The sequence below is a fragment of the Kitasatospora kazusensis genome (genome assembly GCF_039529945.1).
Classification (GTDB): Bacteria; Actinomycetota; Actinomycetes; order Streptomycetales; family Streptomycetaceae; genus Kitasatospora; species Kitasatospora kazusensis.
This window is the reverse complement of record NZ_BAAANT010000031.1, coordinates 13,064-38,482: the sequence shown is the minus strand read 5'-3', so window position 1 is coordinate 38,482 and position 25,419 is coordinate 13,064. Positions and strand designations below refer to the sequence as shown.

The following is a 25,419-nucleotide window of genomic DNA, read 5'->3' as shown; positions in this document are numbered from 1 at the left end:
TGCCCGGCGGCGCCGGCACCGTGCGAAGCGAGGCGGGGGAATGAGCTCCACTCTCGCCGGCTGGTTGCAGGCCCTCGCCCTGGTGGGCGCGCTGGCTCTCTGCTACCGCCCCCTCGGCGACTACATCGCCAAGCTGCTGACCACCGCCAAGCACCTCAGGGTCGAACGCGGCCTGTACAAGGTCATCGGGGTGGACGGTGACGCCGACCAGCGCTGGCCGGTCTACCTCCGCTCGGTGCTGGCCTTCTCGGCCGTCTCGGTGCTCTTCCTCTACGCCCTGCAGCGCCTGCAGAACCTGCTGCCGCTGAGCCTGGGCAACAAGGGCGTCGAGCCGCACACCGCGTTCAACACCGCGATCTCCTTCGTCACCAACACCAACTGGCAGTCCTACGCCGGCGAGTCGACCATGGGCCACGTGGTCCAGATGGCCGGTCTCGCGGTGCAGAACTTCGTCTCCGCCGCCGTCGGCATCGCGATCGTCGCCACCCTGATCCGGGGCTTCACCCGCAACCGGACCGACCGGGTCGGCAACTTCTGGGTCGACATGACCCGGATCACGCTGCGCCTGCTGCTGCCGCTGTCGGTCGTGTTCGCGCTGGTGCTGGTCGCCAACGGCATGATCCAGAACTTCCACGGCTTCCACGACGTCACCACGCTCACCGGCGACACCCAGTCGATCCCGGGCGGACCGGTGGCCTCCCAGGAGGTCATCAAGATGCTGGGCACCAACGGCGGCGGCTTCTTCAACGCCAACTCCGCCCACCCGTTCGAGAACCCGACCGGCTTCACCAACTGGCTGGAGATCTTCCTGCTGCTGGTGATCTCGTTCTCGCTGCCCCGGACCTTCGGCAGGATGGTCGGCGACCACCGCCAGGGCTACGCGATCGTCTCGGTGATGGGCCTGTTCTGGGTCGCCTCGGCCTCGCTGCTCACCTTCTTCGAGACGCACCACGGCGGCGCCGCCCTGACCGCGGCGGGTTCGGCGATGGAGGGCAAGGAGGTCCGCTTCGGCATCTGGGCCTCCAGCCTGTTCGCCTCCTCCACCACGCTGACCTCGACCGGCGCGGTCGACGCGGCGCACGACTCGCTCACCCCCGGCGGCGGCGGTGTGACGATCTTCGACATGATGCTCGGCGAGATCGCGCCCGGCGGTACCGGGTCCGGCCTCTACGGCATGCTGATCCTGGCGATCGTCGCGGTCTTCGTGGCCGGTCTGATGGTCGGCCGCACCCCCGAGTACCTGGGCAAGAAGCTCGGCGGCCGGGAGATGAAGTTCGCCTCCCTGTACATCCTCACCACCCCGGCGATCGTGCTGATCGGCACCGGCGTCGCGATGGCGCTGCCCGGTGAACGGGCGGCGATGCTGAACTCCGGAGCGCACGGCTTCTCCGAGGTGCTGTACGCCTTCACCTCGGCCGCCAACAACAACGGGTCCGCGTTCGGCGGTCTGACCGTCAACACCGAGTGGTACGACACCGCGCTGGGCCTCGCGATGGTCTTCGGCCGGTTCCTGCCGATGGTGTTCGTGCTGGCACTGGCCGGCTCGCTCGCCCAGCAGCAGCCCGTACCCGCCACCCAGGGCACCCTGCCCACCCACAAGCCGCTGTTCGTGGGCCTGCTGTCGGGCGTCGTCCTGATCGTCGTCGGCCTCACCTACTTCCCGGCCCTGGCTCTCGGGCCGATCGCGGAAGGTCTCCACTGATGTCGTCCACCCTTTCCCCCGCTCCGGTCGAAGAGACCGGGGCCGCCCCGGCCCACAGAGTCTCCAGCGGTCTGCTCGACCCGAAGGTGCTGCTGGCGGCCCTGCCGGACGCGGTGAAGAAGCTCGACCCGCGCGTCATGATCAAGAATCCGGTCATGTTCGTGGTCGAGGTCGGTTCGGTGGTCACCACCGTCTCCGCCGTCGCCACCCCGAGCGTGTTCGCCTGGGCGATCACCGTCTGGCTCTGGCTGACCACCGTCTTCGCCAACCTGGCGGAGGCCGTCGCCGAGGGCCGCGGCAAGGCGCAGGCCGAGACGCTGCGCCGCACCAAGACCGACACGATGGCCCGCCGCCTGCTCGACTGGCCCGCCTCGCAGGCCGAGGAGCAGGTCCCCGGTACGGCGCTGCGGCTCGGTGACCACGTGGTGGCCGAGGCCGGCGAGATCATCCCCGGCGACGGCGACGTCGTCGAGGGTGTCGCCTCGGTGGACGAGTCGGCCATCACCGGCGAGTCCGCCCCGGTCATCCGCGAGTCCGGCGGTGACCGCAGCGCGGTCACCGGCGGTACCAAGGTGCTGTCCGACCGGATCGTCGTGAAGATCGCCTCCGAGCCCGGCAAGTCGTTCATCGACCGCATGATCGCCCTGGTCGAGGGCGCGGCCCGGCAGAAGACGCCGAACGAGATCGCGCTCAACATCCTGCTGGCCTCGCTCACCATCGTCTTCCTGGTCACCGTCTCGGCCCTGCAGCCGATGGCCGGCTTCGCCGGAGCCCCGCAGACGCTGATCGTGCTGGTCGCGCTGGTCGTCGCGCTCATCCCGACCACCATCGGCGCGCTGCTCTCCGCGATCGGCATCGCCGGTATGGACCGCCTGGTGCAGCGCAACGTGCTCGCCATGTCGGGCCGCGCCGTCGAGGCCGCCGGTGACGTCAACACACTGCTGCTGGACAAGACCGGCACCATCACGCTCGGCAACCGCCAGGCCGCCGAGTTCCTCTCGGCCGCCGGGGTCGGCACCGACGAGCTCGCCGACGCCGCCCAGCTCTCCTCCCTCGCGGACGAGACCCCCGAGGGCCGCTCGATCGTGGTGCTGGCCAAGACGGCGTACGGCCTGCGGGCCCGCGCCCAGGGCGAGTTGGCGCACGCCACCTGGGTCCCGTTCACCGCCCAGACCCGGATGTCCGGCGTCGACCTGGCGGAAGAGGAAGGCGTGCACTCGGTGCGCAAGGGCGCGGCCGGGTCGGTGACCAACTGGGTCACCGAGAACGGCGGCACCGTCGGCGAGGACGTCGCCGAGCTGGTCGACCGGATCTCCGCCGCCGGCGGCACCCCGCTGCTGGTCGCCTCCAAGGCCGGCGCCGCTGCGGCCCGGGCGCTGGGGGTCATCTACCTCAAGGACGTCGTCAAGGAGGGCATGAAGGAGCGCTTCGACGAGCTCCGCCGGATGGGCATCAAGACCATCATGATCACGGGCGACAACCCGCTGACCGCCAAGGCGATCGCGGACGAGGCCGGCGTGGACGACTTCCTCGCCGAGGCCACCCCCGAGGACAAGATGGCCCTGATCAAGAAGGAGCAGGAGGGCGGCAAGCTGGTCGCGATGACCGGCGACGGCACCAACGACGCCCCGGCCCTCGCCCAGGCCGACGTCGGCGTGGCGATGAACACCGGCACCATGGCGGCCAAGGAGGCCGGCAACATGGTGGACCTGGACTCCAACCCCACCAAGCTGATCGAGATCGTCGAGATCGGCAAGCAGCTCCTGATCACCCGTGGCGCGCTGACCACCTTCTCGATCGCCAACGACGTCGCGAAGTACTTCGCGATCATCCCGGCGATGTTCGTCAGCGTCTACCCGGGCCTGAGCCACCTCAACATCATGGCCCTGCACAGCCCCAAGTCCGCGATCACCTCGGCGATCATCTTTAACGCCCTGGTCATCATCGGCCTCATCCCGCTCGCCCTGCGCGGGGTCAAGTACCGCCCGTCCGACGCCAGTTCGCTGCTCCGCCGGAACATCCTGGTGTACGGCGTCGGCGGTCTGATCGTGCCGTTCATCGGCATCAAGGCGATCGACCTGATCGTCCAGTTCATTCCCGGCCTGCGCTGAGACACGGAGGAAAGCCATCATGCCCAAGCCACTGCCCACCTCCGTCCGCAACCTCTTCACCGCCCTGCGCATGCTGCTGGTGATGACCGTGGTCCTCGGGATCGCCTACCCGCTGCTGGTCACCGGCATCAGCCAGGTCGCGTTCAGCGGCAAGGCGAACGGGTCGATCGTGAAGTCCGACGGCAAGGAGATCGGGTCGAGCCTGCTCGGCCAGAACTTCAACCTCCCCAAGAAGGACCCGAACGACCCGAAGGAGCAGGCGCAGCCGGACCCGAAGTGGTTCCAGCCGCGTCCGTCCGCCGCCGGTACGGGGTACGACCCGAAGAGCTCCAGTGCCTCGAACCTCGGCCCGAACAGCGACGTGCTGCTCAAGCAGGTCAACGACGACCGTGCCGCCGTCGCCGCGTTCGACGGGGTCGACCCGGCGAGCGTGCCGGCCGACGCGCTGACCGCCTCCGGCTCGGGCCTGGACCCGCACATCTCGGTCGCGTACGCCAAGGAGCAGGTCAACCGGGTCGCCAAGGCCCGGGGCCTGTCCGCGGACACCGTGGCCAAGCTGGTCGGCACGTACACCGAGGGCCGATCGGCCGGCTTCCTCGGCGAGGCCGGCGTCAACGTGGTCCTGCTCAACAAGGCCCTCAGCGAGACGAAGTGACGGTCCACCTCGCCGCTGAGTGAGTGAACGACCGGCCCGGGCGCGGGGGAGCACACCCCCGCACCCGGGCCGGTCGGCCGCATTCTGTTCCGTACGCGGAACACCCCGCACCGCACCGGCGCTGAGCTGATCAGCAACGGTCCTGTCCGCCGCCCTCGCAGGAAAGAGCAGCGCCCATGGCTCGCGACCTCACCCCCGGCTCCCTGACCCGCCGCGGCAGGCTGAGGGTGTACCTCGGTTCGGCCCCGGGCGTCGGCAAGACGTACCGGATGCTCGACGAGGCCCGGCGCAGACAGGAGCGCGGCGCGGAGGTGGCGGTCGGCTACATCGAGTGCCACGGACGCCGCCACACCGAGAACATGCTCCAGGGGCTCGACGTCGTCCCCCGGCTCACCCGCACCTACCGGGGCACCGAGTTCAAGGAGATGGACCTCGACGCGCTGCTCGCCCGCCGGCCCTCCGTCGCGCTGGTCGACGAGCTCGCCCACACCAACATCCCCGGCGGCCGCAACGCCAAGCGCTGGCAGGACATCGAGGAACTGCTGGCGGCCGGCATCGACGTCATCACCACCGTCAACATCCAGCACCTGGAGTCGTTGAACGACGTCGTCCAGAAGATCACCGGCATCCCGCAGCGCGAGACCGTGCCCGACGAGGTGGTCCGCCGCGCGGACCAGCTCGAACTGGTCGACATGGCCCCGCAGGCCCTGCGCCGACGGATGGCCCATGGCAACGTCTACAAGGCCGAGAAGGTGGACGCCGCGCTCTCCAACTACTTCCGGGTCGGCAACCTGACCGCGCTGCGCGAGCTCGCCCTGCTCTGGGTCGCGGGCCGGGTGGACGAGGGCCTGCGCGACTACCGGGCCACCCACAACATCGACCGGGTCTGGGAGACCCGCGAGCGCGTGGTGGTCGCGCTCACCGGCGGCCCCGAGGGCGAGACCCTCGTCCGCCGGGCCGTGCGGATCGCGGACCGGACGGCCGGCGGCGAGCTGCTCGCCGTCCACATCACCCGCAGCGACGGCCTGGCCGGCGCCTCGCCCGGCAACCTCGCCGAGCAGCGGCGGCTGGTGGAGACGCTCGGCGGCAGCTACCACGTGGTGGTCGGCGACGACATCCCCACCGCGCTGCTCGCCTTCGCCCGCGCGCACGACGCCACCCAGCTCGTCCTCGGCACCAGCCGGCGCGGCCGGGTCAACCGCTTCCTGACCGGCCCGGGCATCGGCGAGACCACCGTCGACCGGTCCGAGGACATCGACGTCCACATGGTCACCCACGAGTTCACCGGGCGCGGCCGACTGCCCTCGCTCGGACGCCGGCACTCCAGGCGGCGCACGATGGCGGGCTTCGGCTCCGGGCTGGTGCTGCCGTTCCTGCTCACCGGCGTGCTCTCGCAGCCGCACTCGCTGAACCTGACCACCGTCGCCCTGATCTTCCAACTCGGCGTGGTGGCGGTAGCGCTGCTGGGTGGCGCGGTCTCCGCGCTGATGGCCTCGCTGATCGCCTCGCTGCTGCTCAACTACTACTTCATCCCGCCGGTCCACACCTTCACCATCGACGAACCCAACAACGTGATCGCGCTGGGGGTCTTCGCTGCCGTCGCGCTCACCGTCTCCACCGTGGTCGACCGCGCCACCCGGCTCACCCTGCGGGCCGCCCGCGCCACCGCCGAGGCCGAGACGCTCTCCACCCTGGCCGGCAGCGTGCTGCGCGGCGCGGACGCCCTGCCCGCGCTGCTGGAGAAGTCCCGGGCGGCCTTCGGGATGGAGTCGGTCGCCCTGCTGGCCCGAGCCGGCGGCGAGGTGCTCGCCCGCAGCGACTCCGGGCCGTCGGCGGGCGCGCCCGCCGACGACCCGGTGACCACCGAGGTCCCGGCCGGGCCGGACGCGCTGCTCGTCCTGACCGGCCGCCGCCTGCCCGCCGCCGACCAGCGGGTACTGGCCGCGTTCGCCGCCCACGTCGCCGCCGCGCTGGAGCGGGACCGGCTGGCCACCGTCGCCGCCGAGGTCGAACCGATCAAGGCCGCCGACCGGATGCGCACCGCACTGCTCGCCGCCGTCAGCCACGACCTCCGGACGCCGCTGGCCGCCGCCCGCGCCTCGGTCGGCTCGCTGCGCAGCCCCGACGTCGAGTTCTCCCCGGAGGACCAGGCCGAACTGCTCGCCACCGCCGACGAGTCGCTGGTCAAGCTGACCGGCCTGGTCGACAACCTGCTCGACATGAGCCGCCTCCAGGCCGGCGTCCTGACCCTGCACCTGGCCGAGACCCACCTCGACGAGGTGCTCCCGCGCGCCCTGGACTCGCTGGCCGATCCGGACGCGCCGGTCCAGCCGCTCGACCTCGACACCGCTCCGGCGGTGCTCGCCGACCCGCCGCTGCTGGAACGGGTGCTGGCCAACGTCATCACCAACGCCCTGCGCCACAACGCCCCCGGCGCACCCGTCCTGGTCGCCGCCAGCAGCCATGCCGACCGGGTGGAGATCCGGGTCGTCGACCGTGGGCCCGGCATCGCGCCCGAGGACCGGGACCGCGTCTTCCTGCCCTTCCAGCGCCTCGGCGACACCGACAACACCACCGGCGTGGGCCTCGGGCTCGCGCTCTCCCGCGGCCTCGCCGAGGCGATGGGCGGCTCGCTGGAGGTCGAGGACACCCCAGGCGGCGGCACCACCATGCTGCTGACCCTGCCGGCGGCGGGTGGGCCAGCCGCTCCTGTGGGGGCCACCGAGGCCGCTGAGGGTGCTGAGGACGTTGGGAGCGCTGGGAGTGCCGAGTTCGTGGAGGTCGTGGAGTGAGCCACATCCTGGTCGTCGACGACGAGCCGCAGCTGCTCCGCGCGCTCAGGATCAACCTGCACGCCCGGCACTACTCCGTTTTAACGGCCGGTACGGGGGCCGCGGCGCTGGAGTCGGCGAGCCGTGACACCCCGGACGCCGTCCTGCTCGACCTCGGGCTGCCCGATCTCGACGGCATCGACATCATCCTGGGCCTGCGCGCCTGGAGCCCGGTGCCGATCATCGTCCTGTCCGGGCGGGAGAGTTCGGCCGACAAGGTCCGCGCGCTCGACGCCGGGGCCGACGACTACCTCACCAAACCGTTCTCGATGGACGAACTGTTCGCCCGGCTGCGCGCCGTCCTGCGGCGCCCGCCGGTCGGGCAGCCCGAGCCCCGGCTCATGGTGGGCGCGTACGAGGTCGACGTCGCGGCGAACACCGTGACCGGCCCGGCCGGTCCGGTCCGGCTGACCCCCACCGAATGGCGGATCCTCACCCTGCTGCTGGCCGCCCCCGGGCGGCTCGTTCCCGGCCGCCAGATCCTCCGCGAGGTCTGGGGCCCCGAGCACGAGGACCACGGCAACTACCTCCGGGTCTACTTCGCGGGTCTTCGCCGCAAACTCGAACCCGACCCCGCGCGCCCCCGGCACCTGGTCACCGAACCGGGCATCGGCTACCGCTACCAGCCCTGACGGGCCTGACGGGCCTGCCAGGCCTGACGGGCGGCGCGTGGCGGCCCGGACGCGCCGGGGTTCGCCGGGGTTCGTCGGGGTTCGTCGGGGGGCGGGCGTCAAGATTGGCGCCCGCCGCGCCAAGGCCGCGTCAGGGAGCCCCGGCGGGGATCTTCCGGGGCATAGCGTCGGTGACGAGGGAACGGTTCCGCTCCGTGGGGGAGTCGCGGACCGTTCCGACGCCGGCGAACACCGTCGGCGGCCAGGTGAAAAGAGGGAGAGGGGACGCGCGGCACTGCGGCGGGCACACCGGCCACAGTGCGTACCGGGGAGACGAACCCGCCGTGGGGGGCGGGGTTCCGGTACGCCCGGCAGGGCACCCGCGCCGCGCGTCCCGCCCCACCGGCCCGTCACCGGCCGTGACCCGCCGGCACCCGTACCGGCCCGCACCCGCCGGCGCTCCTACCGGCCCGTACCCATCAGCACGCCTACCCGCCGGTACCCGGCCGTTTCCAGCTCGCCCCCAGTGTGTCATCATCTGAAGACATCAGCTGATGACATGACTCTGGGAGTACCCGTGGAGACCTGGACGGACCAGCCGCAGTGGCGGCAACGCGCACTGGTGCCGGTGCTGGTGTTCCTCGGCATGGTGGTCGCCGTGATCAGCAGCCTCGGCGCACCGCTGGTCCCGACCATCGCCGCCATGGACCACGTCTCGCTGTCCGACGCCCAGTGGTCGCTGACCATCACGCTGCTGGTCGGCGCGGTCGCCACCCCCGCGATGGGACGGCTCGGCGACGGGCCCCGGCGCCGCGCCGTGATCCTCGGCGGCGCCGTCGTCGTCCTGCTCGGCAGCGTGCTCGCCGCGCTCCCGCTCGGCTTCGGCTGGCTGGTGGCGGGCCGGGCGTTGCAGGGTGTCGGCCTCGGCCTGACGCCGCTCGCCATCGCCACCGCCCGCGACACCCTGCCCGCCGGGCGCTCGCACTCCGCCGTCGCGCTGCTCTCGATCACCACCGTGGCCGGCATCGGCCTCGGCTACCCGCTGACCGGGCTGATCTCGCAGTCCTTCGGCGTGCACGCCGGGTTCTGGTTCGCCGCCCTGATCGCCGCGCTCGCGCTCGGCGCCGCCGCGACCGTCCTGCCGTCCACCGCCGGCCGGGCGCCCAGCCCGCTCGACGTGCTCGGCGCCGTCCTGCTCGGGGCGGCGCTGGCCGGGATGCTGCTGGTGCTCAGTGAAGGCGAGGTCTGGGGCTGGGCCTCGCCGCGGCTGCTGGCGCTGGCGGCGGCGTCCGTCGCCCTGCTCGGCTGGTGGACGTTCCACGAGCTGCGCACCGCCCACCCGCTGGTCGACCTCCGGCTGCTGCGCAACCCCGTGGTGCTGACCGCGGACGTGGCCGGTCTGGTCGCCGGGGTGGCGATCTACCTGCTGATCTCCCTGGTCACCCGCTTCGTGCAGACCCCGGTCACCGCCGGGTACGGCTTCGGCACCTCCATCGTCGTCACCGGGCTGATCCTGCTCCCGTTCTCGATCACCAGCGTCGCCGCCAGCAAGGTGGTCCCGGTGCTGGCCCGCCGCACCTCCTCGGCCCTGGTGCTGCCGATCGGCTGCGTGGTCTCGCTGCTCGCGCTGCTCACCTTCGCCTTCGCCCGGGACGGCCTCTGGGAGCTGTTGCTCGCGATGGGGATCGCAGGGCTCGGCGTCGGCTGCACCTTCGCCGTGATGCCGGGCCTGATCGTCGGGGCCGTCCCGGCGGGGGAGACCGGCAGTGCGATCGGCTTCAACCAGGTGCTGCGCTACGTCGGCTACTCCACCGGCAGCGCGCTGAGCGCGGCGGTGCTGCAGGCCCACACCTCGCCCGGGCGGCTGCTCCCGTCCGGCGCCGGGTACACCGCCGCCGCGCTGCTCGGGTGTGCGGTGTGGGTGGCCGCCACCGTGGTTACCATCGTCCTGCCCCGGCGGCGCACCGCCGTCCGGTCCGAGCGGGACGAGGAGTCGGTTGTGCAGCAGCGCGCGGTAGGGGCGACCCGGTGACGCCGGCCCGGCGGCGGGACTCGGCCCGCAGCCGCGAACTCCTGCTCCAGGCGGCGGTGGAGCTGTTCACCGAGCGCGGCTTCGACCGCACCACCACCCGCGAGATCGGCGAGCGCGCGGGCGTCGACCCCACCCTGATCGCCCGCTACTACGGCGGCAAGACCCAGCTCTACGTCGCCGCGATGGAGGCCGAGTTCGGCTCCGCCCCACCGGCCGACCTGCTCGACGAGGACCGGCTGCGGATGCTGCTCGACGGCGTCCTGCGGCGCGGCCCCGGCCCCGCCTACCGGGTCGCGGTCCAGCCGTACGACGACCCGGTCGTCCAGGACACGGCCCGCACCCAGCTCCACGACCGCCTGGTCGCCCCCCTCACCGACCACTTCACCCGCTCCGGCCTGGACCGCCCCCGGCTCCGCGCCGAACTCGCGGTCGCGGCCTTCGTCGGCGTGATGCTCGGCCGTGGCAGCGGCGCCTTCGACCAGCTGGCCGAGGCCGGACCGGACGAACTCCTGCTCCTGGTCCGCGACCTGCTCGGCGGAGTCCTGCCGCGAAGCTGAAGTGCCCGGACGTCACCCGATCGAGTGCTGTTGATCAGTTCGAGTCACGACCGTCCGTTCGCTGCTCTAGGGTCGTGCCGGTACGACAGAACTGACGGCACGGCAGCTGGGGGCGGGGCATGGCGGACGGACGAGCCGGCACGGGCGGCACAGGTGGCACGGACAGTGCGGGCGGCACGGGCGGCACGGGCGGGATGACGCGGCGGGGGCTGCTGGCGGCCTCCGCCGCGCTCGGCGGTGCGGCCTGGATCCTGCGCGGCGTGGTCGGGGCGGACAGCGCGCAGGCGGTGGGCACCGCGCCGCCCGCGCTGCCGGACGGGATCGCGGCGTACCAGCAGGTGTACGAGAACTGGGCCGGCGAGATCCGTACCGACGCGCTCTGGACGTGCGCCCCGAGCACCCCGCAGCAGGTGGCCGACCTCGCCGGCTGGGCCGAGGCCAACGGCTGGCGGCTGCGCGCGCAGGGCCACCGGCACGGCTGGGCGCCGCTCACCGTCGCGGACGCCACGCCCGCCTCGGCCCAGGTGCTGCTGGTCGACACCACCGCCCACCTCACCGCCGTCTCGCTCGCCGACGGCTCCTCGGTGCGGGTGCAGACCGGCGCGTCGATGGAGGACCTGCTCGCCTTCCTCACGGACCACGGGCTCGGCTTCACCGCCTGCCCGGCACCCGGTGACCTCAGCGTGGGCGGGGCGCTCGCCATCGGCGGGCACGGCACCGCCGTCCCCGCCGTGGGCGAGACGCCGCCGCCCGGCCACGGCTTCGGCAGCCTGAGCAACCAGGTCACCTCGCTGACCGCCGTGGTCTGGGACGGCACGGCCGGTCACTACGTGCTGCGCACCTTCGACCGGTCCGAGGCGGACAGCGCCGCCTTCCTGGTCCACCTGGGCCGGGCCTTCCTCACCGAGGTGGTGCTCCGGGTCGGCGCTGACCAGAACCTGCGCTGCGTCAGCCGGGTCGACATCCCGGCCACCGACCTGTTCGCCGCGCCCGGCACCTCCGGCGGCCGCACCCTCGCCGACTTCGTCGCGCGCACGGGCCGGGCCGAGGCGATCTGGTTCGCCTTCACCGCCAACCCCTGGCTGAAGACCTGGGAGGTCACCCCCGAGCAGCCGTGGTTCACCCACCACGTCACCACGCCGTACAACTACCCGTTCTCCGACAACATCCCGCAGCCGGTCGCCGAACTGGCCGGCCAACTGGTCGGCGGTTCCTGGGGGTTGGCGCCGACCTTCGGCCAGCTCCAGTACCTGGTCACCACCATCGGCCTCACCGGGGACCTCACCGACCTGCTGCTCTCCGGCAGCCTGCTGCGCAACCTGCTGAGCGGGGACGCCCTCGCCCACCTGCTGGGCGGCGGCCTGAGCTCCGACCTGTGGGGCGCGTCCCGCCACCTGCTCCACTACGTCCGGCCCACCACCCTGCGGGTGACGGCCAACGGCTACGCGATCCTGGCCCGCCGGGCCGACATCCAGTGGGTGGTCAACCAGTTCACCACCTTCTACCAGGGGCTGCTGGAGCAGTACCAGGGCCGGGGCGAGTTCCCGATGAACGGCGCGGTGGAGATCCGCGTCACCGGCCTGGACGACCCGGCCGCCGCCGGGGTGCCCGGCGCCCGCCCGCCGCTGCTCTCCGCGCTGCGCCCGCGCGCGGACCGGCCGGAGTGGGACACCGCCATCTGGCTGGACATCCTCACCCTCCCGGGGACTCCGGGCCTGCACCGGTTCTGCCGCGACATCGAGCAGTACCTGCTGGGTCTGTGCGACGGCACCCGGGCCGGCCTGCGGGTCGAGTGGTCCAAGGGCTGGGCCTACACCGCCGACGCCGCCTGGGCGGACCCGGACATCCTCGGCCGCACCATCCCCGACGCCCTCCGGGCGGGCGGCGGCCCCGGCTGGGACGAGGCCGTCGCCACCCTCGACCGCTACGACCCGCACCGCGTGTTCGGCAACCCCTTCCTCGACGGGCTGCTGCGGTAGGGCTCCGCCGGGGCGCGGGCGCGGGCTCCGCGCCCCGGCGGGAACCGCCCCGGGCATGGCGAAGGGCCCGTACCGTGCGAACACGGTACGGGCCCTTCAGGTGCGGTTCGGGTCAGACCCGGACCGCGGTGCTACAAATCAGAGCGGGCGAATGTTCTCGGCCTGCGGGCCCTTCTGGCCCTGCGTGACGTCGAACTCGACCTTCTGGCCCTCAAGCAGCTCGCGGAAGCCCTGGGCGTTGATGTTCGAGTAGTGGGCGAACACGTCAGCGCCGCCACCGTCCTGCTCGATGAAGCCAAAGCCCTTTTCCGCGTTGAACCACTTCACGGTGCCAGTAGCCATAAAAATTTCTCCTTCAAGGGGCTGTCCAAAACCCGCAATTCACGGGCTTCGCTTAGCCGCAATGATGACCCGCCCCGAAAAAGCCGGGGAAACAGAAATGCGCCTGGTGGTCACAACCAGCAGGCGCACACAAAAGTTCATGGGAACCACAACTGCAACTGGTACCGACTGTAGCAGGCCGCGAGCCGGAACGGGAGGTTCGACTCCAGATCGGGTGTGTCGGCCGTCCTGGGGTGCCGGAGGTCACCGTCTGAGGGGCTACCCCTCCGGGCTGGTCCGTGCATCAAGCAGATATTCCGATGGGCATTCAAATCCGTTACCACCGGGCAGGGCTGGTGCCAGTGGTTTCGGGCGCATACTGGTCCTGATGACGAAATCAGCCGCGGTCCGGCGTCCCCTGCCCACCAGCCCCTTCAAAACGCCGGTCCCGGCACCCCCGAAGCACTTCGCCGTGGGCGACCGCGTCTCCCACGACGTGCACGGCCTCGGCCGCACCGTCGGAGTGGAGGGGGCCGGCGACATCGCCGTCCTCGTCGACTTCTGCGGCCGCCAGGTCCGTGTCCTCTCGCCGTACACCAAGCTCTTCAAGCTCTGACGAGAAGCTCCAGGAGAGCTCCTCGGAGCGCGGGGACGGCACGGCCCCGGCACCGGAACGGGCCCGCGTGCAGCATCCGGATGCTGCACGCGGGCCCGTTCCCGGCTACGGCCGGACGACCTGTCGGCTCGCTGTGCGGGCCTGCTCGACGGCCGCACGCAGCCGGGGCCTCATCCAGGCCGACAGCGGGCGCTCGACGAGCACGTGTACCAGGTAGGAGACCAGCAGCATGAGCAGCACGGTCCCGCCGAGGACGGCGTACACGGGGTAGTGGCCCTGCAAGTTGCGGAAGATCTCCCAGCCGATGTACTCGTGCAGCAGGTACAGGGGGTAGGTGATGGCCCCGGCGACGGGGAGCCAGCGCCACTTGATCCAGGAGAGCCTTCCCGTGGCGACGAGGGCCATCAGCCCGAAGCACACGGCAAGGATCACGGTGACCGGCCACTCCGGGACGTTCCGCCCCATGCTGTGCTCCTCGCGTCCGAGCTGGATGAGGGCGAAGCGCTGTGCGGCGAGGAAGCAGGTGGCGACGATGCCGGTCAGCAGCAGGTTGGGCCTGTAGCGGTACATCAGGTAGAAGGCCATGCCCGCGATGAAGTACCAGCTGTAGGCAGGCATGACCATCTGCTTGAGCGGCCCGTCGTCCCATTTGATCAGCGCGGCGCTGGCTATGGCCCAGCCGAAGCAGAAGACCACGATCTTCCGGTAGGTGAGGCCACGCCACGCGACGACCGCCATCAGCAGGTAGAAGTGCAGCTCCGCGGCCAGCGTCCAGTAGACCGCGTCGACGTCCCGGGAGTTGAGGGGCTGCTGGAGCATCGTGAAGTTGGTCAGGATCTCCGGCCAGCTCCGCGGGGTCAGCCCGCCCGGGACGAGGATGACCACTGCGGTCGTCGCGATGATGCCGACCCAGTAGGCCGGGTAGAGCCGTGTCACCCGTGACACGAAGAACTCGCCGACCGGCTTGCCCCAACAGCTCATGCAGATGACGAAGCCGCTGATGACGAAGAAGAGCTCGACTCCGAGCCAGCCGTACGACGCGGGCAGGTGGCCGCGCGGGAAGAGCTTGGTGACGGAGGAGGTCCAGCCGCCGCCGATGGCCATGTAGTGGTACGAGACCACCATCAGGGCGGCCAGCAGCCGGATGCCGTCGAGCACCGCGATCCGCCCGGGGCGCGGTGGCACCGGGCTCGGGGCGGGCTCGGGACTTTCGGGCGGATGGGCCGCTGCCGGTGAGGGCAGGACTGGGGTCGACACAGGGGATCCTTCTTGAAGACGGTGCTCGTCGGTGGCAGAGCTACGAACTGGTCTGCTCAGGGCGGCTGGGCTGTACCGGTCACCGACTGGTGGGCATACGGGTTGCTCGCGCTCGGGGCCGTGCGCTCGCCGTGCGCTCAGACTGTCAGCCAGGGGCTGAAGGGGCTGTCCAGGTCGCCGGTGGTCTGGCGGGCGACGTGCAGGCGGCCGTCGGTGCCGATGACGGCGAGGACGGCGTGGCCCGCCGCGTCGAGGGCGGCGGCGGGGGCGTAGGTGACCGAGCCGCTCAGGTCGTGCCACTGCGGTCCGGGCCGGCCGGGTGCGTCGGGGGCCGGGGGGAGCGAGACGGTGAGGGAACCGGCCGCGTTGCGGTGCGCCAGCAGGACGTCGCCCGCGCTGCGGCGCGGGACGGGGACGACGGCGATCGGGCCGGTGCCGTCGTGGCCGCCGAGCCCGGCCGAGCGGCCCGGCCAGCCCTTCTGCTGGGGCTGCTGGCGGTAGGCCATCACCTGTGCGGTGCCGGCCTGCCGGAAGTACAGCGTGATGCGGTCCGGCTCGGCCTCGACGGCGGTGATGCCGCCGCTCGCCGCGGGCATGCTGGTCAGCTTGTCGTCGCGCAGCAGCTGACTGGAGGGCGTCGCCTGGTACCAGCGCCTGATGGTCTGCTTGCCGGGCACGTACAGCTCGACCCGGCCGCTCGCGGTGGTCAGCGCGACCGGCGCGTCCTGCAGGAAGTCACCGCCGATGCCGAACCACTTGCCCCAGCTCCGGTCCGGCTCCTCGATGATGCGGCTCATGCCCTGCGCGAAGTTGCGGGCGAAGACGTGCAGCCGCCCGGTCGCGTCGGCCGCCGCCGCCGGGACCCCGAGCTCGCGCTGGCGGCGCCGGTCCTCCTCGCCGGCGTCCGGGTTGCCGATCGAGACCCAGCCGCCGAACGGCTCACCGGGCGCGTTCCGCACCCGGTGCACCAGGTCGACGGTCGGGAAGCCGGTGTCGTCGTTGGTCCGGCGCAGCCCGACCAGGTGGGTGCGCCCGTCCCGGCCGGCCACCACCGCGAGGCTCGGGGCGATCCAGTCGCCGTCCAGGGTGTGCGGGCCGTCCCAGTCCCCGGTCTCCGGCTGCTCGTCCCAGTGCACAACCTGTCCGCCCTGGACCGCGAAGGCGGCCAGCAGGCCGTTGCTCTGCCGGACCAGCCAGGAGGTGGTCGGGGCGTAGCGGTACGCGGTGCTGAACAGGTGGGTGCTGCGGTACGGGTTGGGGCCGAGCTGGAAGTCCCCGAGGTCGGCGCCGGGGTCGGGGACGCCGTCCGCGCCGGCGTACGTGTTGAGCAGCTCGGCCTTCTCCGAGGCGGCCCGGTGGCTCAGGTTGTAGGCCCAGAACCGGTTGGCGTACGCCCGGTAGTGCTCCAGCACCGGTGCGATCCCGGTCTCCTCGCGGTAGCGCCGGACGGCCTCCAGGGCGTACTGCGCGGTCGCGGTGTGCTCGTGGTGGTCGGACTCGACGTGGCTGTCCTTGTGGCCGCCGTCGTGCTCCGGGTCCGGGTCCAGGGTGCGGACCACCGTCGGCCGGTAGACCTCCAGCAGCCGGGCCAGCGCCTGGGTCACGTCCTCGTGGCCGAACACCTGCGGGTGGGTGACCGGCGAGTCGGCGACCACCAGGGTCGAGGCCTCGGCCGTCTCGCGGCGCCACATGGTCGAGAGGCCGTGCACCGCGCCGGACGGCGTGTTCCGCTCGCCGCGCAGACTGTGCGACACCTGGAACAGGCAGAGCCGCAGTTGCTGACAGGCACTCAGGATGTCGCACTCCATGGCGACGTTGTCGGTCAGCTGCACCAGCTCCCGGTGCCAGGGGCTGTCCGGGTCGCCGGTCGCCATCCGGGCGTACGCGCGGCGCAGGCCGTTGTGCCGGGCGCGGCTGTACGTGGCGTAGTCGGGCTTGGCGTTCTTGCGCGCCCAGTAGCCGGTGTCCAGGTTGACACCGTCGCTCTCGGCGGCGGTCAGCACCACGGTGACCACGGTGCCACCGGACTCGACGGCGCGCCGGACGTCGGGGTTGATGAAGTAGAGGTCGTCGTCGGGGTGGGCGACGATCTGGACGATCGTCCCCGGATCGGTCCACAGGTGCAGCGCCGAGGAGTTCGGGCCGGGCTTGAGAGCGCGCGGGGAGTTCGAGAAGACCCGGCGGAGCAGGGACTTGCGCGGGGTGGAACCGCCCGGGGTCGCCGAGCTGTCATACGGCAGGCTGCTGGACATGGCGCTGCTCTCCCTGGTCGGTCCTTGATCGGGCCCTGGGTCGGTCCGGTGGTGCGCCGCCACTGGTAGGGGCGACGGTCTTCACCGGCCGTTCATGATAGGAGAAAGAGCGGTCCGTTCGAACACGGGGGCTCCTTCCGTGCCTGGTCGGTGACGTACGGTCGGTGACCTGCTTCCGGAGGAGGAAGGTCCACTACTTAGGATGTTTGCCCATGGGGATTCTCGAACGGGCCGCCACCAGGCGGGCAGTACTGGCGGCTGCGGTGACCACCGGTCTGGCCGGAGTGGCGGGTGCGGCCTGGTCGGTCATCAGCGGGCGGGCGGAGGATCCGTTCGCCAAGGTGGCGCCTGCTCCCACCGATGAGACCTCTGCCTTCCCGCAGGCCGCGCAGCTCTCGTTCGTCCAGGTCATCGCCCACCCCGACGACGACCTCTACTTCATGAATCCCGGTGTGCAGCGAACGGTGTCCCGGGGGTCCAAGGTCGCGACGGTGCTGATAACCGCCGGCGAGGGCGACGGCATCAACGTCGACACGTCGGACTCGAAGCGTGACCGGCTCCCGGTCGACTACGCGGGTTACAGCGGCGCCAGGCACAACGGTCACCGTTCCGCGTACGCCCGGATGGCGACCGGGAACGCCGACTCCCCATGGCGGACCGACGTGGTCGCCCTTGCGGGCGGGCTCCAGGTGGAGCGCTGCACGCTGATCGCCCGTCCGACCGTCAGCGTGTACTACCTCAACCTGCGCAAGGGGCCGGAGACCGCCCAGAATCCGAACCTCGCCCTGTCCGAGCTCTGGTCCGGTGCGATGCCGCAGCAGTCGACTCTGCCGGTGCCCGGCTCTCCGGTGAACGAGGTCCAGACCGTTTCGAAGGACCAGTTGTTGGCAGGGCTGGTCGACATCCTGGAGAAATGCGCACCTACCGTGGTGCGGACCCTCGATCCCGACCCCGAGCACGACTCGCGGGAGAGCGGGTACGTCGTCTCGGATCACCGGGACCACACGGCAGTCGCCCGGTTCACCCTGCATGCGGTGGCGACGCACCGGGACCGCACCGGCGCGACGCCGGCCGTCGACCACTACCGGGGTTACGCGAACCGCATCTGGCCGTACAACCTCTCGGTCGCCGATGTGGCCGCGAAAGCCACCCTCATCAAGACCTACGCGGGCTACGACGGCCGCCCGTGCCCCGCGCACAACTGCGGCGACTACCAGCTCGGCCCCAACCCGGTGCGCAGCACCCACATCTACAGCACCAAGCTGCGGCACGAGCCCACCACCAACTGGCTCGTGCGCGCCGCCGACGGGCGGCTCTCGCTGTACGCGGTACTGGCGGGGCGCGTGGTCGGCTGGCAGGAGCGGACGGCCGGCAAGGACGACTGGACGGGCCCGACCCTGATCGACGCCGGGCGCGACGGCGGCTGGATGCTGCCGGTGGTCAACGCGGTGGCCGGCCGGGACGGCCGGGTGCACCTGGTCACCCTGCGGCGGACGGAGGTGTCGGGGGGCGAGGCCCGATTGGAGGTCGTGCGGGCCGTCCGGGAGGCAGGCGCCGCGGACTTCGGCAAGTGGCAGCCGCTCGGCGGCCCGGACACCGGCGAGCGGGAGCAGCACGAGATCGGGGTGCCCACCGCGGCAGCCGACGGGGACGGGCGGCTGCACGTCTTCGTCCGCAACTACGACCAGGGGCTGAGCGCCGTCGTCGAGGACGCCAGTGGGGAGTGGGGCGACTGGACGAGCCTCGGTGGCACCGAACTCCAGGACGGTCCCACCGCATTCGGCCGCACGGACGGCCGGGTCGAGGTGTACGCGGCGGACAAGCACGGGGTGCAGGGCTGGCGGCAGGCGTCGCCCGGTGCCGACCTGAAGTCCGTGGCGTCGGTGCCCGCCACCGGTCCGGTGGCCTCGGGCCGGGTGACGGTGGTCGAGGCGGAGGACGGCGCGATCGCGCTGTTCTACCGGCAGGCGGACACGGCGGTGGTACGGGCGGTCCGCCAGCAGAAGCCGGACGGCGACTGGTCGGAGCAGCCCGTCGACCTGGCCGGCGGCGACGGGGTGGGCCCGGTCGCGACACTCTGGCGCTTGGGCAAGGACGTCGGCGACGCGCTCTCCGTCCGGCTCGGCACGGACCTCGCGGCGCACGGACTGGTGGGCCGGGACGGCTCCGCGCAGTGGCCCGCGCTCGGCGACGTCACCGTCCTGCGGAGTGCGTCGCTCGCACTGAGCCAGGACGGGACGCCGGTGGTCGCGGTGCTCGGCGCGGACGGTCACCCCCGGGTGGCCCGCTACGGCTCGGTCGCGGGGGGCGTCGGGCGCTACAGCACGGCGGCGGGGGACGCGGGTTTCGGGGCCTGGAAGACGCTCTGAGGCATCCGCATTGCGGTCGCGCACGCCGGTTTCGCTGTCCGAAGGGCGCGCGGAACGGCGCGAAGCGGAGGGGCGGCGGTGTCGCCTCCGGCTTCGCGCAGTTCCCCGCGCCCTTGGTGGTGACCCCGGCGTGTCAGGGGAAACCCGACTTGTCGGGGTGGGGGTGGTCAGCCCCGTTCGACGACCTGGACGGAGAGTTCGCCGGAGCCCGTGCAGAAGGGGCGTACGTCGATGCGGGCGACCGGGAGGACGACGCTGTAGCCCGGGACGCCGCCGTCCACCAGGGGGATGGCCGGGTACTCGAAGACCGGTTTGACGTCGACAAAGTCGTCAAGGACGCGCCCGATCCGGATCGGTCCGGCGAGGGGTTCGGGTGCGGGTTCGGGTTCGGGTTCGGAGAGGTCGGCCGGTGCGTCGTCGTACGCCGGGCGGACGTCGGAGTCCAGTCCGGCCCGGAGGCCGGATTCCACGTCCAGGCGCTGCGGTCCGGTTGCGGGGGCGGCTGTCGGGGTGGCGGCGGTGCCGCCGGGGAGCAGCCAGCAGTCCCAGTCCTCCCAGCGGTTGAGCCGGGCCATCGAGAGCTGTTCGGCGGGCACCTCGAAGCGGAACTCGTGTCCCGTCACGGTGCCGTCGAAGGTCAGTTCGGTGCCGGCGCCGCCGCGTCGCCTCAGCATCAACTGTGCGTCCTGCGCGGGCCGGAAGGCCCCGAACACCGTGCCGTGGACGACGACGGAGTCGTCCGTCACCTCGACGGACCGGCACTCCGCGTGCCGGTCGAGCCGTCGGCTGAGGATCGCCAGGTGGCCTTCCTTGGTGGTGTACGAGGTGAGCCGGTCGATCCGTCCGGCCCGGTGCGGTGCGGCCAGCAGGGCGCGCCGGCTCTCGATCAGGGCGCGGTTGTCCCGCAGCCCGGACTGCACCCGGGAGCGGACTCCGGAGGCGGTCTCCAGCACCACCGTCCAACGTCCGTCGTACAGCGCGTCCTGGACGTCCTCGCCGAGTACGGCCGTGAGCCGGAGGAGCCCCGGGCCCTCGGGGGAGGGGCCCGCGGTGGTCGGCAGCAGGATCAGCTTCCGGTTCCGGGCGTCCCGGACCTCGCGCAGCAGGACGGTCAGCCCGACCTCCTGTCCGACGGGGACGTCGATGTCCAGGACGGGTGCGGCGCCGGTGGACAGGTCCAGGTGGGCGACCGCGCCGTCGACCCGCAGGGCCGCGCCGGTGGCCACCGAGACCAGGGCCAGGCCGCCCTTGCCGAGGGTGCCCGGGGTCCAGAACCGCCGGGCCCAGCCCATCGCGCGGGTGGTGCCGCGGGCCAGCTGGTCGGGTCCGGCCGCGGCGGCCGCCGCCGCGGCCGGCCTGCCGAAGGCCAGCCCGCGCGCGGCGGCGGCCTGGCTGAACAGCTCGGCGTAGCGCTCGGCGATCTCGGCGGGGTCGAAGCGGCGGGCGTTCTCCCGGGCCGCAGCGGCCATCCGGGCCCGCAGTCCGTCGTCGGAGATCACCCGGCGCAGGCCGTCCGCGATGGCGGCGGCGTCCTCGGTCCGGACCAGCAGCCCGTCGACGCCGTCGGTGATGATCTCGCGCGGGCCGACCGGGCAGTCGGTGGAGACCACCGGCAGCCCGCAGCGCATCGCCTCGACCAGCGTCATCCCGAAGGATTCGGCGCTGGAGGTGACGGCGGCGACCGAGCCCTTGACCCACTCGGCGTCCAGTGGCGCGGCGCTGCCCATCAGCAGGATCCGCTCGGTGGCCCGGAGTTCGCTGATCAGTGCCCGCAGTGAGGCCCGTTCGGGGCCCTGGCCGTAGATCCGCAGCTGCCAGTCCGGGAAGTCCTCGCGCAGTTCGTCGAAGGCCCGTACGAGCAGGTCGTAGCGCTTGATCGGGTCGAGCCGGCCGGCGCCGACCACCACCTTGGCGGCCGGGTCGGCGGGGCGCAGCTGCGGCTCGGGCACGCTGTTGGGGAAGCAGAGCACCGGTACGCCGGGCACCGGCGTGGTGTCGCGGAAGGTCTGCGCGTCCGCCTCGGTGACGGTGGTGATCGCGTCCAGGCGGGGGTAGACCCGGGCCATCTCGGCCCGTACCTCGGGCGGGATCGCGAGGTGCGTCATGTGCTCCTGGGCGATCCGGACGCAGTCCTCGCGGCCGAACCGCGCGACGAACAGGTTGAGGCTGGAGCGGGTGCCGATCACCACGTCCGCGTCGGTCTGCTCCAGGTACTCCCGGATCCGCCGGTCCGACAGCAGGCTGTACTGGCCGTAGAACTCCTCCTGCGGCGGCACGATCTCGGTGGGGTCGGCGAGCAGCGGGTTGCCCCGGTCCGCGCCCGCGCTGCCCGGCCGGAGGTCGACCAGCGGCCGGACGGCGACCTCGGCCGGGATGGCGAACTTGATCTGCTCCTGGCGCCGGAAGATCGAGACGATCTCGACCTGGTGGGCCTTGGACAGGCCCTGCGACAGGTTGATGACGGTCCGGTTGGTGCCGCCGATGCCGTAGATGTTGTTGATCAGAAAGGCGATCTTCATGCCGTCGGTCCGTGGTTCTCGTCGGTGGGGTACGGCGTGGGCCGCTCGAACGGGCTCGGGACCGGGAAGTACGCCTGGAGGAACTCCCGCAGCCGCGCGTCCTGCTGTTCCTGCCCGGTGGCGGCGGTCATCGTGTCGTTGAGGCAGAAGGCGTCCCGGTCCCGGTGGGCGAGCAGGATGCCGAGCCGGCGGGCCACCTGGGACAGGCCCAGGTCGAGGTAGAGGTACTTCAGCTCCGACGGCATCGCCCGGCCGGTGTGGTAGGCGAAGTAGTGGTAGAGGCAGGACGGGACGGAGATGTCCGCCATGCTCCGGAACCGGCTGGCGGCCGTCCGGCCGTGCGGCTCCGCGAACTCCCGCTCCAGCTCGGCGAGGACGCTCCGGCGCAGCGGGTACGGGACGTGCTGCATCTTCTGGGTGATGAAGGAGCCGAAGCGTTCGTGGATCAGCGCCCGGTTGTTCTTCCCGGCGGCGTCCACCGGCAGGTCCGCCGGGTCCGGGCCGCCGGCCGGGAGCAGCGCGGCGGACGGGAAGAACCTGGTCATCCCGTTGGCGAGGAAGAAGTCCTGCGGCAGGACGGGCCTGCCGAGGAACATGTCGTCGTTGAAGTACAGGAAGTGCTCGGCCAGGCCCTCGATGTGGTGCAGCTGGGTCTCGATGGCGTGCGAGTTGAAGGTCGGCAGCAGGCCCGGGTCGGTGAAGATCTCCTGGTGGCCGACCACCCGGAGCCGGGGGTGGACGTCCGCCAGCCAGGCCGGCCGCTGGCCGTCCGTCACCAGGTAGACGTTCCGCACCCAGGGTGCGTAGAGCGCCAACGAGCGCAGCGAGTAACGGAGTTCGTCGCGGTTGAGGTAGCGGGCGGCGTTCGCGGACTGCACGTGGTAGCTGCCGCCGTCCGCCTGGGCCCGCTTGCGCTGCCAGGCGGGGTCGCTGCCGTCGACCCAGGTGTAGACGACGTCGATGGGGAAGGTGATGTCGTCCGGGCGGTTGACCACGAACTCGGGCCGGGTGCGGACCACCGGCTGGGTGTGCCCGGCCGCGTGGGTGAACTGGGTGAGGGTCGAGGCGGGCACCTCGACCTCGGAGGCGTGCGCGGCCACCTTCAGCGCGCAGTGGTTGGGCCGGGGGGCCACCAGCATGTCGCCCACCATCGGCCAGAACTCGATGTCGCAGCCGTGCGTCGCCCCCATCAGCAGCTGCCGGCTCGGCTCGGTCCAGAGCTGGGCCACCCGCACCGCGTCGGCCCGGCGCAGCCGCTCCCAGGCGGACGCCTCGGACATCTCCCGGACGAAGCCCACCAGCGCGCCCTCCCGGTCGGAGGGGGCGACGTAGAACGGCGTACGGGTGCCCAGCGCGCGCAGCGCCAGCACGGCGGCGGCGCGTTCGTCGGCGGCCACCGCGACGAAGGTCCGCACGTCGGCCAGGCCCCGGACGGCGAAGTGCCGCACCCCGGCGGCGGTGAGCGCGGAGGTGACCAGCCGGTAGGTGTCCTCGCGCAGGGCCACCGGGGTGGGCTGTGGCTTGACCAGGGCGACCAGGTTGCCGAACACGGCGGCCTGCTGCCGCCCCGGGACGTGCTGGTCGGTCAGGTGCGGCCAGCGGCGCAGCAGCCGCCGGGCGATGACCCACTTCAGGCTGCGGGTGGCCGGGCTGTGGGCGTCGGCCATCGCGTCCTTGACCCGGCGGCGGACGTCCACGGGGATCCGGTTCGCGAGCGAGCTCCGGGTGGCGGGGGAGAGCGCGTGGCGGTACACGCTGACGACGCGTGACGCCTCGGGGTTCTGGCCGCTCATGCCCGGCCGCCTTCGGCCGCGCTCTCGCCGGGAGCCGGCTCGGTGAGGGCCGCCTCGGCGGGGGAAGGCGCTGCGGTGGCCGGTGCGGTGGGGGCCGGTTCGGTGAGGGTCGACGCCGCGGGGGCCGTCTCGGCCGGGATCGCTTCGGCGGGGGCCGTCTCGAACGGGCTGTGCACCGGGAAGAAGGTGTCCAGCAGGTGCCTGACGCGCTCGGCCGCGCCCGCCGGGGTGTGCGGGTCGGTCAGCCCGGTGAAGTGCAGCAGGGGGGTGTCGCGCCGGGCGAGCAGCCGGACCAGCCGGGCGTCCAGGTCGGGGGCGGCGGCGTGCAGGGCGATCGAACGGGCCTCGCCGGGCAGCGCCCGGCCCTCGGCGTACGCCCAGTAGTGGTGCAGGCAGTCCAGCGGGTCCGCCTCCAGCCCGCCGACGGGCAGGCCCGGCGGCAGGCGGTCGGCGAGGGTGGCGCTCAGCGAGCGCAGCCGGGCCTGCGGGCCGGGGCGGATGCCGCCCGTGACGGTGCGGTCGAACTCCCGCTCGACCAGCCGCCGCCACGAGCTGCCGGGGTCCTCCCCGGCCTCCGGGGAGGTCCGCAGGAACCGGGCGTGCCCGAACGGCGTGAAGAACAGGTGGGGCTTGGTGAGCTGACCGAGCACCGACCCGCTCGGGAGCAGGACGAACTGTTCGGCGAGCCCCGGTATCAGGTGCAGCCGGTCCCGGACGGGGGCGCCGTCGGCCGTCCGCGCCGCGCGTACCGTCCGCAGCTGCGGGTGTTCGGCGACCCAGGACGGCACGGCGCCGTCGGCGACCAGGTGCACCAGCCGGACCCACGGCGCGTGCTGGTGCAGCGAGCGCAGGGTGGCCCGCAGCAGGGCCTCGTCCTGGCCGGCCTCCCACAGGCAGACCGCGTCGACCGGGAAGGTGATCTCGTCGGCGCGCGGTGCGGTGTAGCAGGCACGGGTGCGCACCTGCACGTCGCCGGTGTCCTGCGGGTCGCAGAACTGGGTGAAGTGCCGCAGCCCGGCCATCGACTCGGGTTCGCCGACCGGGACCTTTCGCATCACCCGGTTCGGGCGCGGGCCCAGCAGGAAGCCCTTGGCGACGTTCCAGAACTCGATCTCCACCCCCACGCTGGAGCCGATCACCAGACCGCCGGTCGGGTCCGAGCGCAGCCAGCTGACCCGGATCACCTTCGCCCCGTCCAGCCGGCTGAACTTGACGCCCGTCCCGTACTGCGAGCCGCTGCGCTTGGGCGTGGGCAGCACCTGCTGCACCGCGCCGGGCGTCTCCTGGAACAGCGCGGCCAGCGCCCGGTAGACCTTCAGCCGGTGGTTCGCGGGCACGGCGAGGCTGGCGTGCCGGTCGTTCAGCGCCGGGACGGCGAAGTACGTGACGCCGTTGGCCTCCAGCGCGGTGGTGATCGCCTCCAGGTTGTGCCGCAGCGTCTCACCGGGCGTCAGCCCCTCGTGCACCTGGGCCAGCCGCCCGCCCGGCAGCCGACGGGTGCCGATCGCCCGGCTCAGGTACGAGCGCTGGAGTCTTCGGTGCACGCGCCTGGTGCCGATCCGGTCGGCGGGGGCCACCACGGTCGTGAGCTGACGTTTGACCCGGGCGCGGGCCTCACGTGAGATCTGGGTGCTCACGCGTCGGCGCATGCCCTCGGGCACGAGGGCGCGATAGGTGTTGCCGACGACATGGGACGCATCTGCGGCCATTGGGTGGATCCCCCCTGAGTTACTGACATCTTGCGGTACTGCGGCCGTGCGGTGCTGCTGGTGCGCTGCGCTGTTCCTGGCGGGCTGTTCCTGGCGGGCCGTTCC

Annotated in this window: 16 protein-coding genes; 10 read left to right on the top strand and 6 right to left on the bottom strand. The window is 72.3% G+C overall.

Translation table 11 applies throughout. The annotated features are described in order from the left end of the window. Nucleotides 1-40: 40 nt before the first annotated feature. The 8 genes from kdpA (at nucleotide 41) to ABD330_RS23015 (ending at nucleotide 12,478) form a co-directional block, all read left to right on the top strand. Nucleotides 41-1,702 (top strand): potassium-transporting ATPase subunit KdpA, encoded by a 1,662-nt coding sequence (gene kdpA, locus ABD330_RS23050; RefSeq protein ID WP_344467855.1) that lies wholly within the window; start codon nucleotides 41-43, stop codon nucleotides 1,700-1,702. Further along, a complete protein-coding gene (gene kdpB / locus ABD330_RS23045; protein WP_344467854.1) occupies nucleotides 1,702-3,813 on the top strand; it encodes a potassium-transporting ATPase subunit KdpB in 2,112 nt (703 codons plus the stop codon). The genes kdpA and kdpB overlap by 1 nt, the downstream gene beginning before the upstream one ends. 19 nt (nucleotides 3,814-3,832) lie before the next feature. Next, nucleotides 3,833-4,468, top strand: a complete 636-nt coding sequence (gene kdpC / locus ABD330_RS23040; protein ID WP_344467853.1) for a K(+)-transporting ATPase subunit C — start codon at nucleotides 3,833-3,835, stop codon at nucleotides 4,466-4,468. 176 nt (nucleotides 4,469-4,644) lie between these two features. Then, nucleotides 4,645-7,260 carry an ATP-binding protein gene (locus ABD330_RS23035; protein ID WP_344467852.1) on the top strand — a complete coding sequence of 872 codons (2,616 nt, stop codon included), beginning with the start codon at nucleotides 4,645-4,647 and terminating at the stop codon, nucleotides 7,258-7,260. Beyond that, a complete protein-coding gene (locus ABD330_RS23030) occupies nucleotides 7,257-7,931 on the top strand; it encodes a response regulator (RefSeq protein ID WP_344467851.1) in 675 nt (224 codons plus the stop codon). The genes ABD330_RS23035 and ABD330_RS23030 overlap by 4 nt, the downstream gene beginning before the upstream one ends. Before the next feature lie 538 nt (nucleotides 7,932-8,469). Next, nucleotides 8,470-9,942, top strand: coding sequence for an MFS transporter (locus tag ABD330_RS23025; protein ID WP_344467850.1), 1,473 nt, complete (start codon nucleotides 8,470-8,472; stop codon nucleotides 9,940-9,942). Continuing rightward, complete coding sequence (locus ABD330_RS23020) at nucleotides 9,939-10,499, top strand: TetR/AcrR family transcriptional regulator (RefSeq protein ID WP_344467849.1); 561 nt, start codon at nucleotides 9,939-9,941, stop codon at nucleotides 10,497-10,499. The genes ABD330_RS23025 and ABD330_RS23020 overlap by 4 nt, the downstream gene beginning before the upstream one ends. A gap of 194 nt (nucleotides 10,500-10,693) precedes the next feature. Further along, entirely contained in the window at nucleotides 10,694-12,478 is a 1,785-nt protein-coding gene (locus tag ABD330_RS23015; RefSeq protein ID WP_425555616.1) for a cholesterol oxidase substrate-binding domain-containing protein, read from the top strand. A 138-nt stretch (nucleotides 12,479-12,616) separates the two neighbouring features. Here the strand turns inward: ABD330_RS23015 and ABD330_RS23010 are convergent, their stop codons facing one another. Then, entirely contained in the window at nucleotides 12,617-12,820 is a 204-nt protein-coding gene (locus ABD330_RS23010) for a cold-shock protein (protein ID WP_034090357.1), read from the bottom strand. Nucleotides 12,821-13,187: 367 nt separating this feature from the next. Here ABD330_RS23010 and ABD330_RS23005 point away from each other — a divergent pair, with 367 nt between their 5' ends. Further along, on the top strand, nucleotides 13,188-13,415 hold the full coding sequence (locus tag ABD330_RS23005; RefSeq protein WP_344467847.1) for a hypothetical protein: 228 nt from the start codon (nucleotides 13,188-13,190) through the stop codon (nucleotides 13,413-13,415). A 105-nt stretch (nucleotides 13,416-13,520) separates the two neighbouring features. On the opposite strand, the gene ABD330_RS23000 is transcribed toward ABD330_RS23005, so the two are convergent. Beyond that, nucleotides 13,521-14,672, bottom strand: coding sequence for an acyltransferase family protein (locus ABD330_RS23000; RefSeq protein WP_344467846.1), 1,152 nt, complete (start codon nucleotides 14,670-14,672; stop codon nucleotides 13,521-13,523). 137 nt (nucleotides 14,673-14,809) lie between these two features. Next, nucleotides 14,810-16,924, bottom strand: a complete 2,115-nt coding sequence (locus ABD330_RS22995) for a DUF8189 domain-containing protein (RefSeq protein WP_344467845.1) — start codon at nucleotides 16,922-16,924, stop codon at nucleotides 14,810-14,812. Between the two features lie 212 nt (nucleotides 16,925-17,136). Between ABD330_RS22995 and ABD330_RS22990 the strand changes: the two genes are divergently transcribed. Beyond that, the gene (locus ABD330_RS22990) at nucleotides 17,137-19,293 is read left to right on the top strand and encodes a DUF8189 domain-containing protein (protein ID WP_344467844.1); all 2,157 of its coding nucleotides are present in this window, start codon (nucleotides 17,137-17,139) and stop codon (nucleotides 19,291-19,293) included. A 167-nt stretch (nucleotides 19,294-19,460) separates the two neighbouring features. Here the strand turns inward: ABD330_RS22990 and ABD330_RS22985 are convergent, their stop codons facing one another. Genes ABD330_RS22985 through ABD330_RS22975 form a run of 3 tightly spaced genes read right to left on the bottom strand, consistent with a single transcriptional unit; the run spans nucleotide 19,461 to nucleotide 25,314 of the window. Beyond that, nucleotides 19,461-21,812, bottom strand: coding sequence for a glycosyltransferase family 4 protein (locus ABD330_RS22985; protein WP_344467843.1), 2,352 nt, complete (start codon nucleotides 21,810-21,812; stop codon nucleotides 19,461-19,463). Then, a complete protein-coding gene (locus tag ABD330_RS22980; RefSeq protein ID WP_344467842.1) occupies nucleotides 21,809-23,605 on the bottom strand; it encodes a stealth family protein in 1,797 nt (598 codons plus the stop codon). Before ABD330_RS22980 ends, ABD330_RS22985 begins: the two co-directional genes overlap by 4 nt. Then, entirely contained in the window at nucleotides 23,602-25,314 is a 1,713-nt protein-coding gene (locus ABD330_RS22975; RefSeq protein WP_344467841.1) for a hypothetical protein, read from the bottom strand. The genes ABD330_RS22980 and ABD330_RS22975 overlap by 4 nt, the downstream gene beginning before the upstream one ends. Nucleotides 25,315-25,419: the final 105 nt, after the last annotated feature.

Excerpts from the sequence above, each read along its gene's own strand:
- kdpA (WP_344467855.1), top strand. The coding sequence starts at position 41 with ATGAGCTCCACTCTCGCCGGCTGGTTGCAGGCCCTCGCCCTGGTGGGC.
- kdpB (WP_344467854.1), top strand. The coding sequence starts at position 1,702 with ATGTCGTCCACCCTTTCCCCCGCTCCGGTCGAAGAGACCGGGGCCGCC.
- kdpC (WP_344467853.1), top strand. The coding sequence starts at position 3,833 with ATGCCCAAGCCACTGCCCACCTCCGTCCGCAACCTCTTCACCGCCCTG.
- ABD330_RS23035 (WP_344467852.1), top strand. The coding sequence starts at position 4,645 with ATGGCTCGCGACCTCACCCCCGGCTCCCTGACCCGCCGCGGCAGGCTG.
- ABD330_RS23025 (WP_344467850.1), top strand. The coding sequence starts at position 8,470 with ATGACTCTGGGAGTACCCGTGGAGACCTGGACGGACCAGCCGCAGTGG.
- ABD330_RS23015 (WP_425555616.1), top strand. The coding sequence starts at position 10,694 with ATGACGCGGCGGGGGCTGCTGGCGGCCTCCGCCGCGCTCGGCGGTGCG.
- ABD330_RS23010 (WP_034090357.1), bottom strand. The coding sequence starts at position 12,820 with ATGGCTACTGGCACCGTGAAGTGGTTCAACGCGGAAAAGGGCTTTGGC.
- ABD330_RS23005 (WP_344467847.1), top strand. The coding sequence starts at position 13,188 with ATGACGAAATCAGCCGCGGTCCGGCGTCCCCTGCCCACCAGCCCCTTC.
- ABD330_RS22995 (WP_344467845.1), bottom strand. The coding sequence starts at position 16,924 with ATGTCCAGCAGCCTGCCGTATGACAGCTCGGCGACCCCGGGCGGTTCC.
- ABD330_RS22990 (WP_344467844.1), top strand. The coding sequence starts at position 17,137 with ATGGGGATTCTCGAACGGGCCGCCACCAGGCGGGCAGTACTGGCGGCT.
- ABD330_RS22985 (WP_344467843.1), bottom strand. The coding sequence starts at position 21,812 with ATGAAGATCGCCTTTCTGATCAACAACATCTACGGCATCGGCGGCACC.
- ABD330_RS22980 (WP_344467842.1), bottom strand. The coding sequence starts at position 23,605 with ATGAGCGGCCAGAACCCCGAGGCGTCACGCGTCGTCAGCGTGTACCGC.
- ABD330_RS22975 (WP_344467841.1), bottom strand. The coding sequence starts at position 25,314 with ATGGCCGCAGATGCGTCCCATGTCGTCGGCAACACCTATCGCGCCCTC.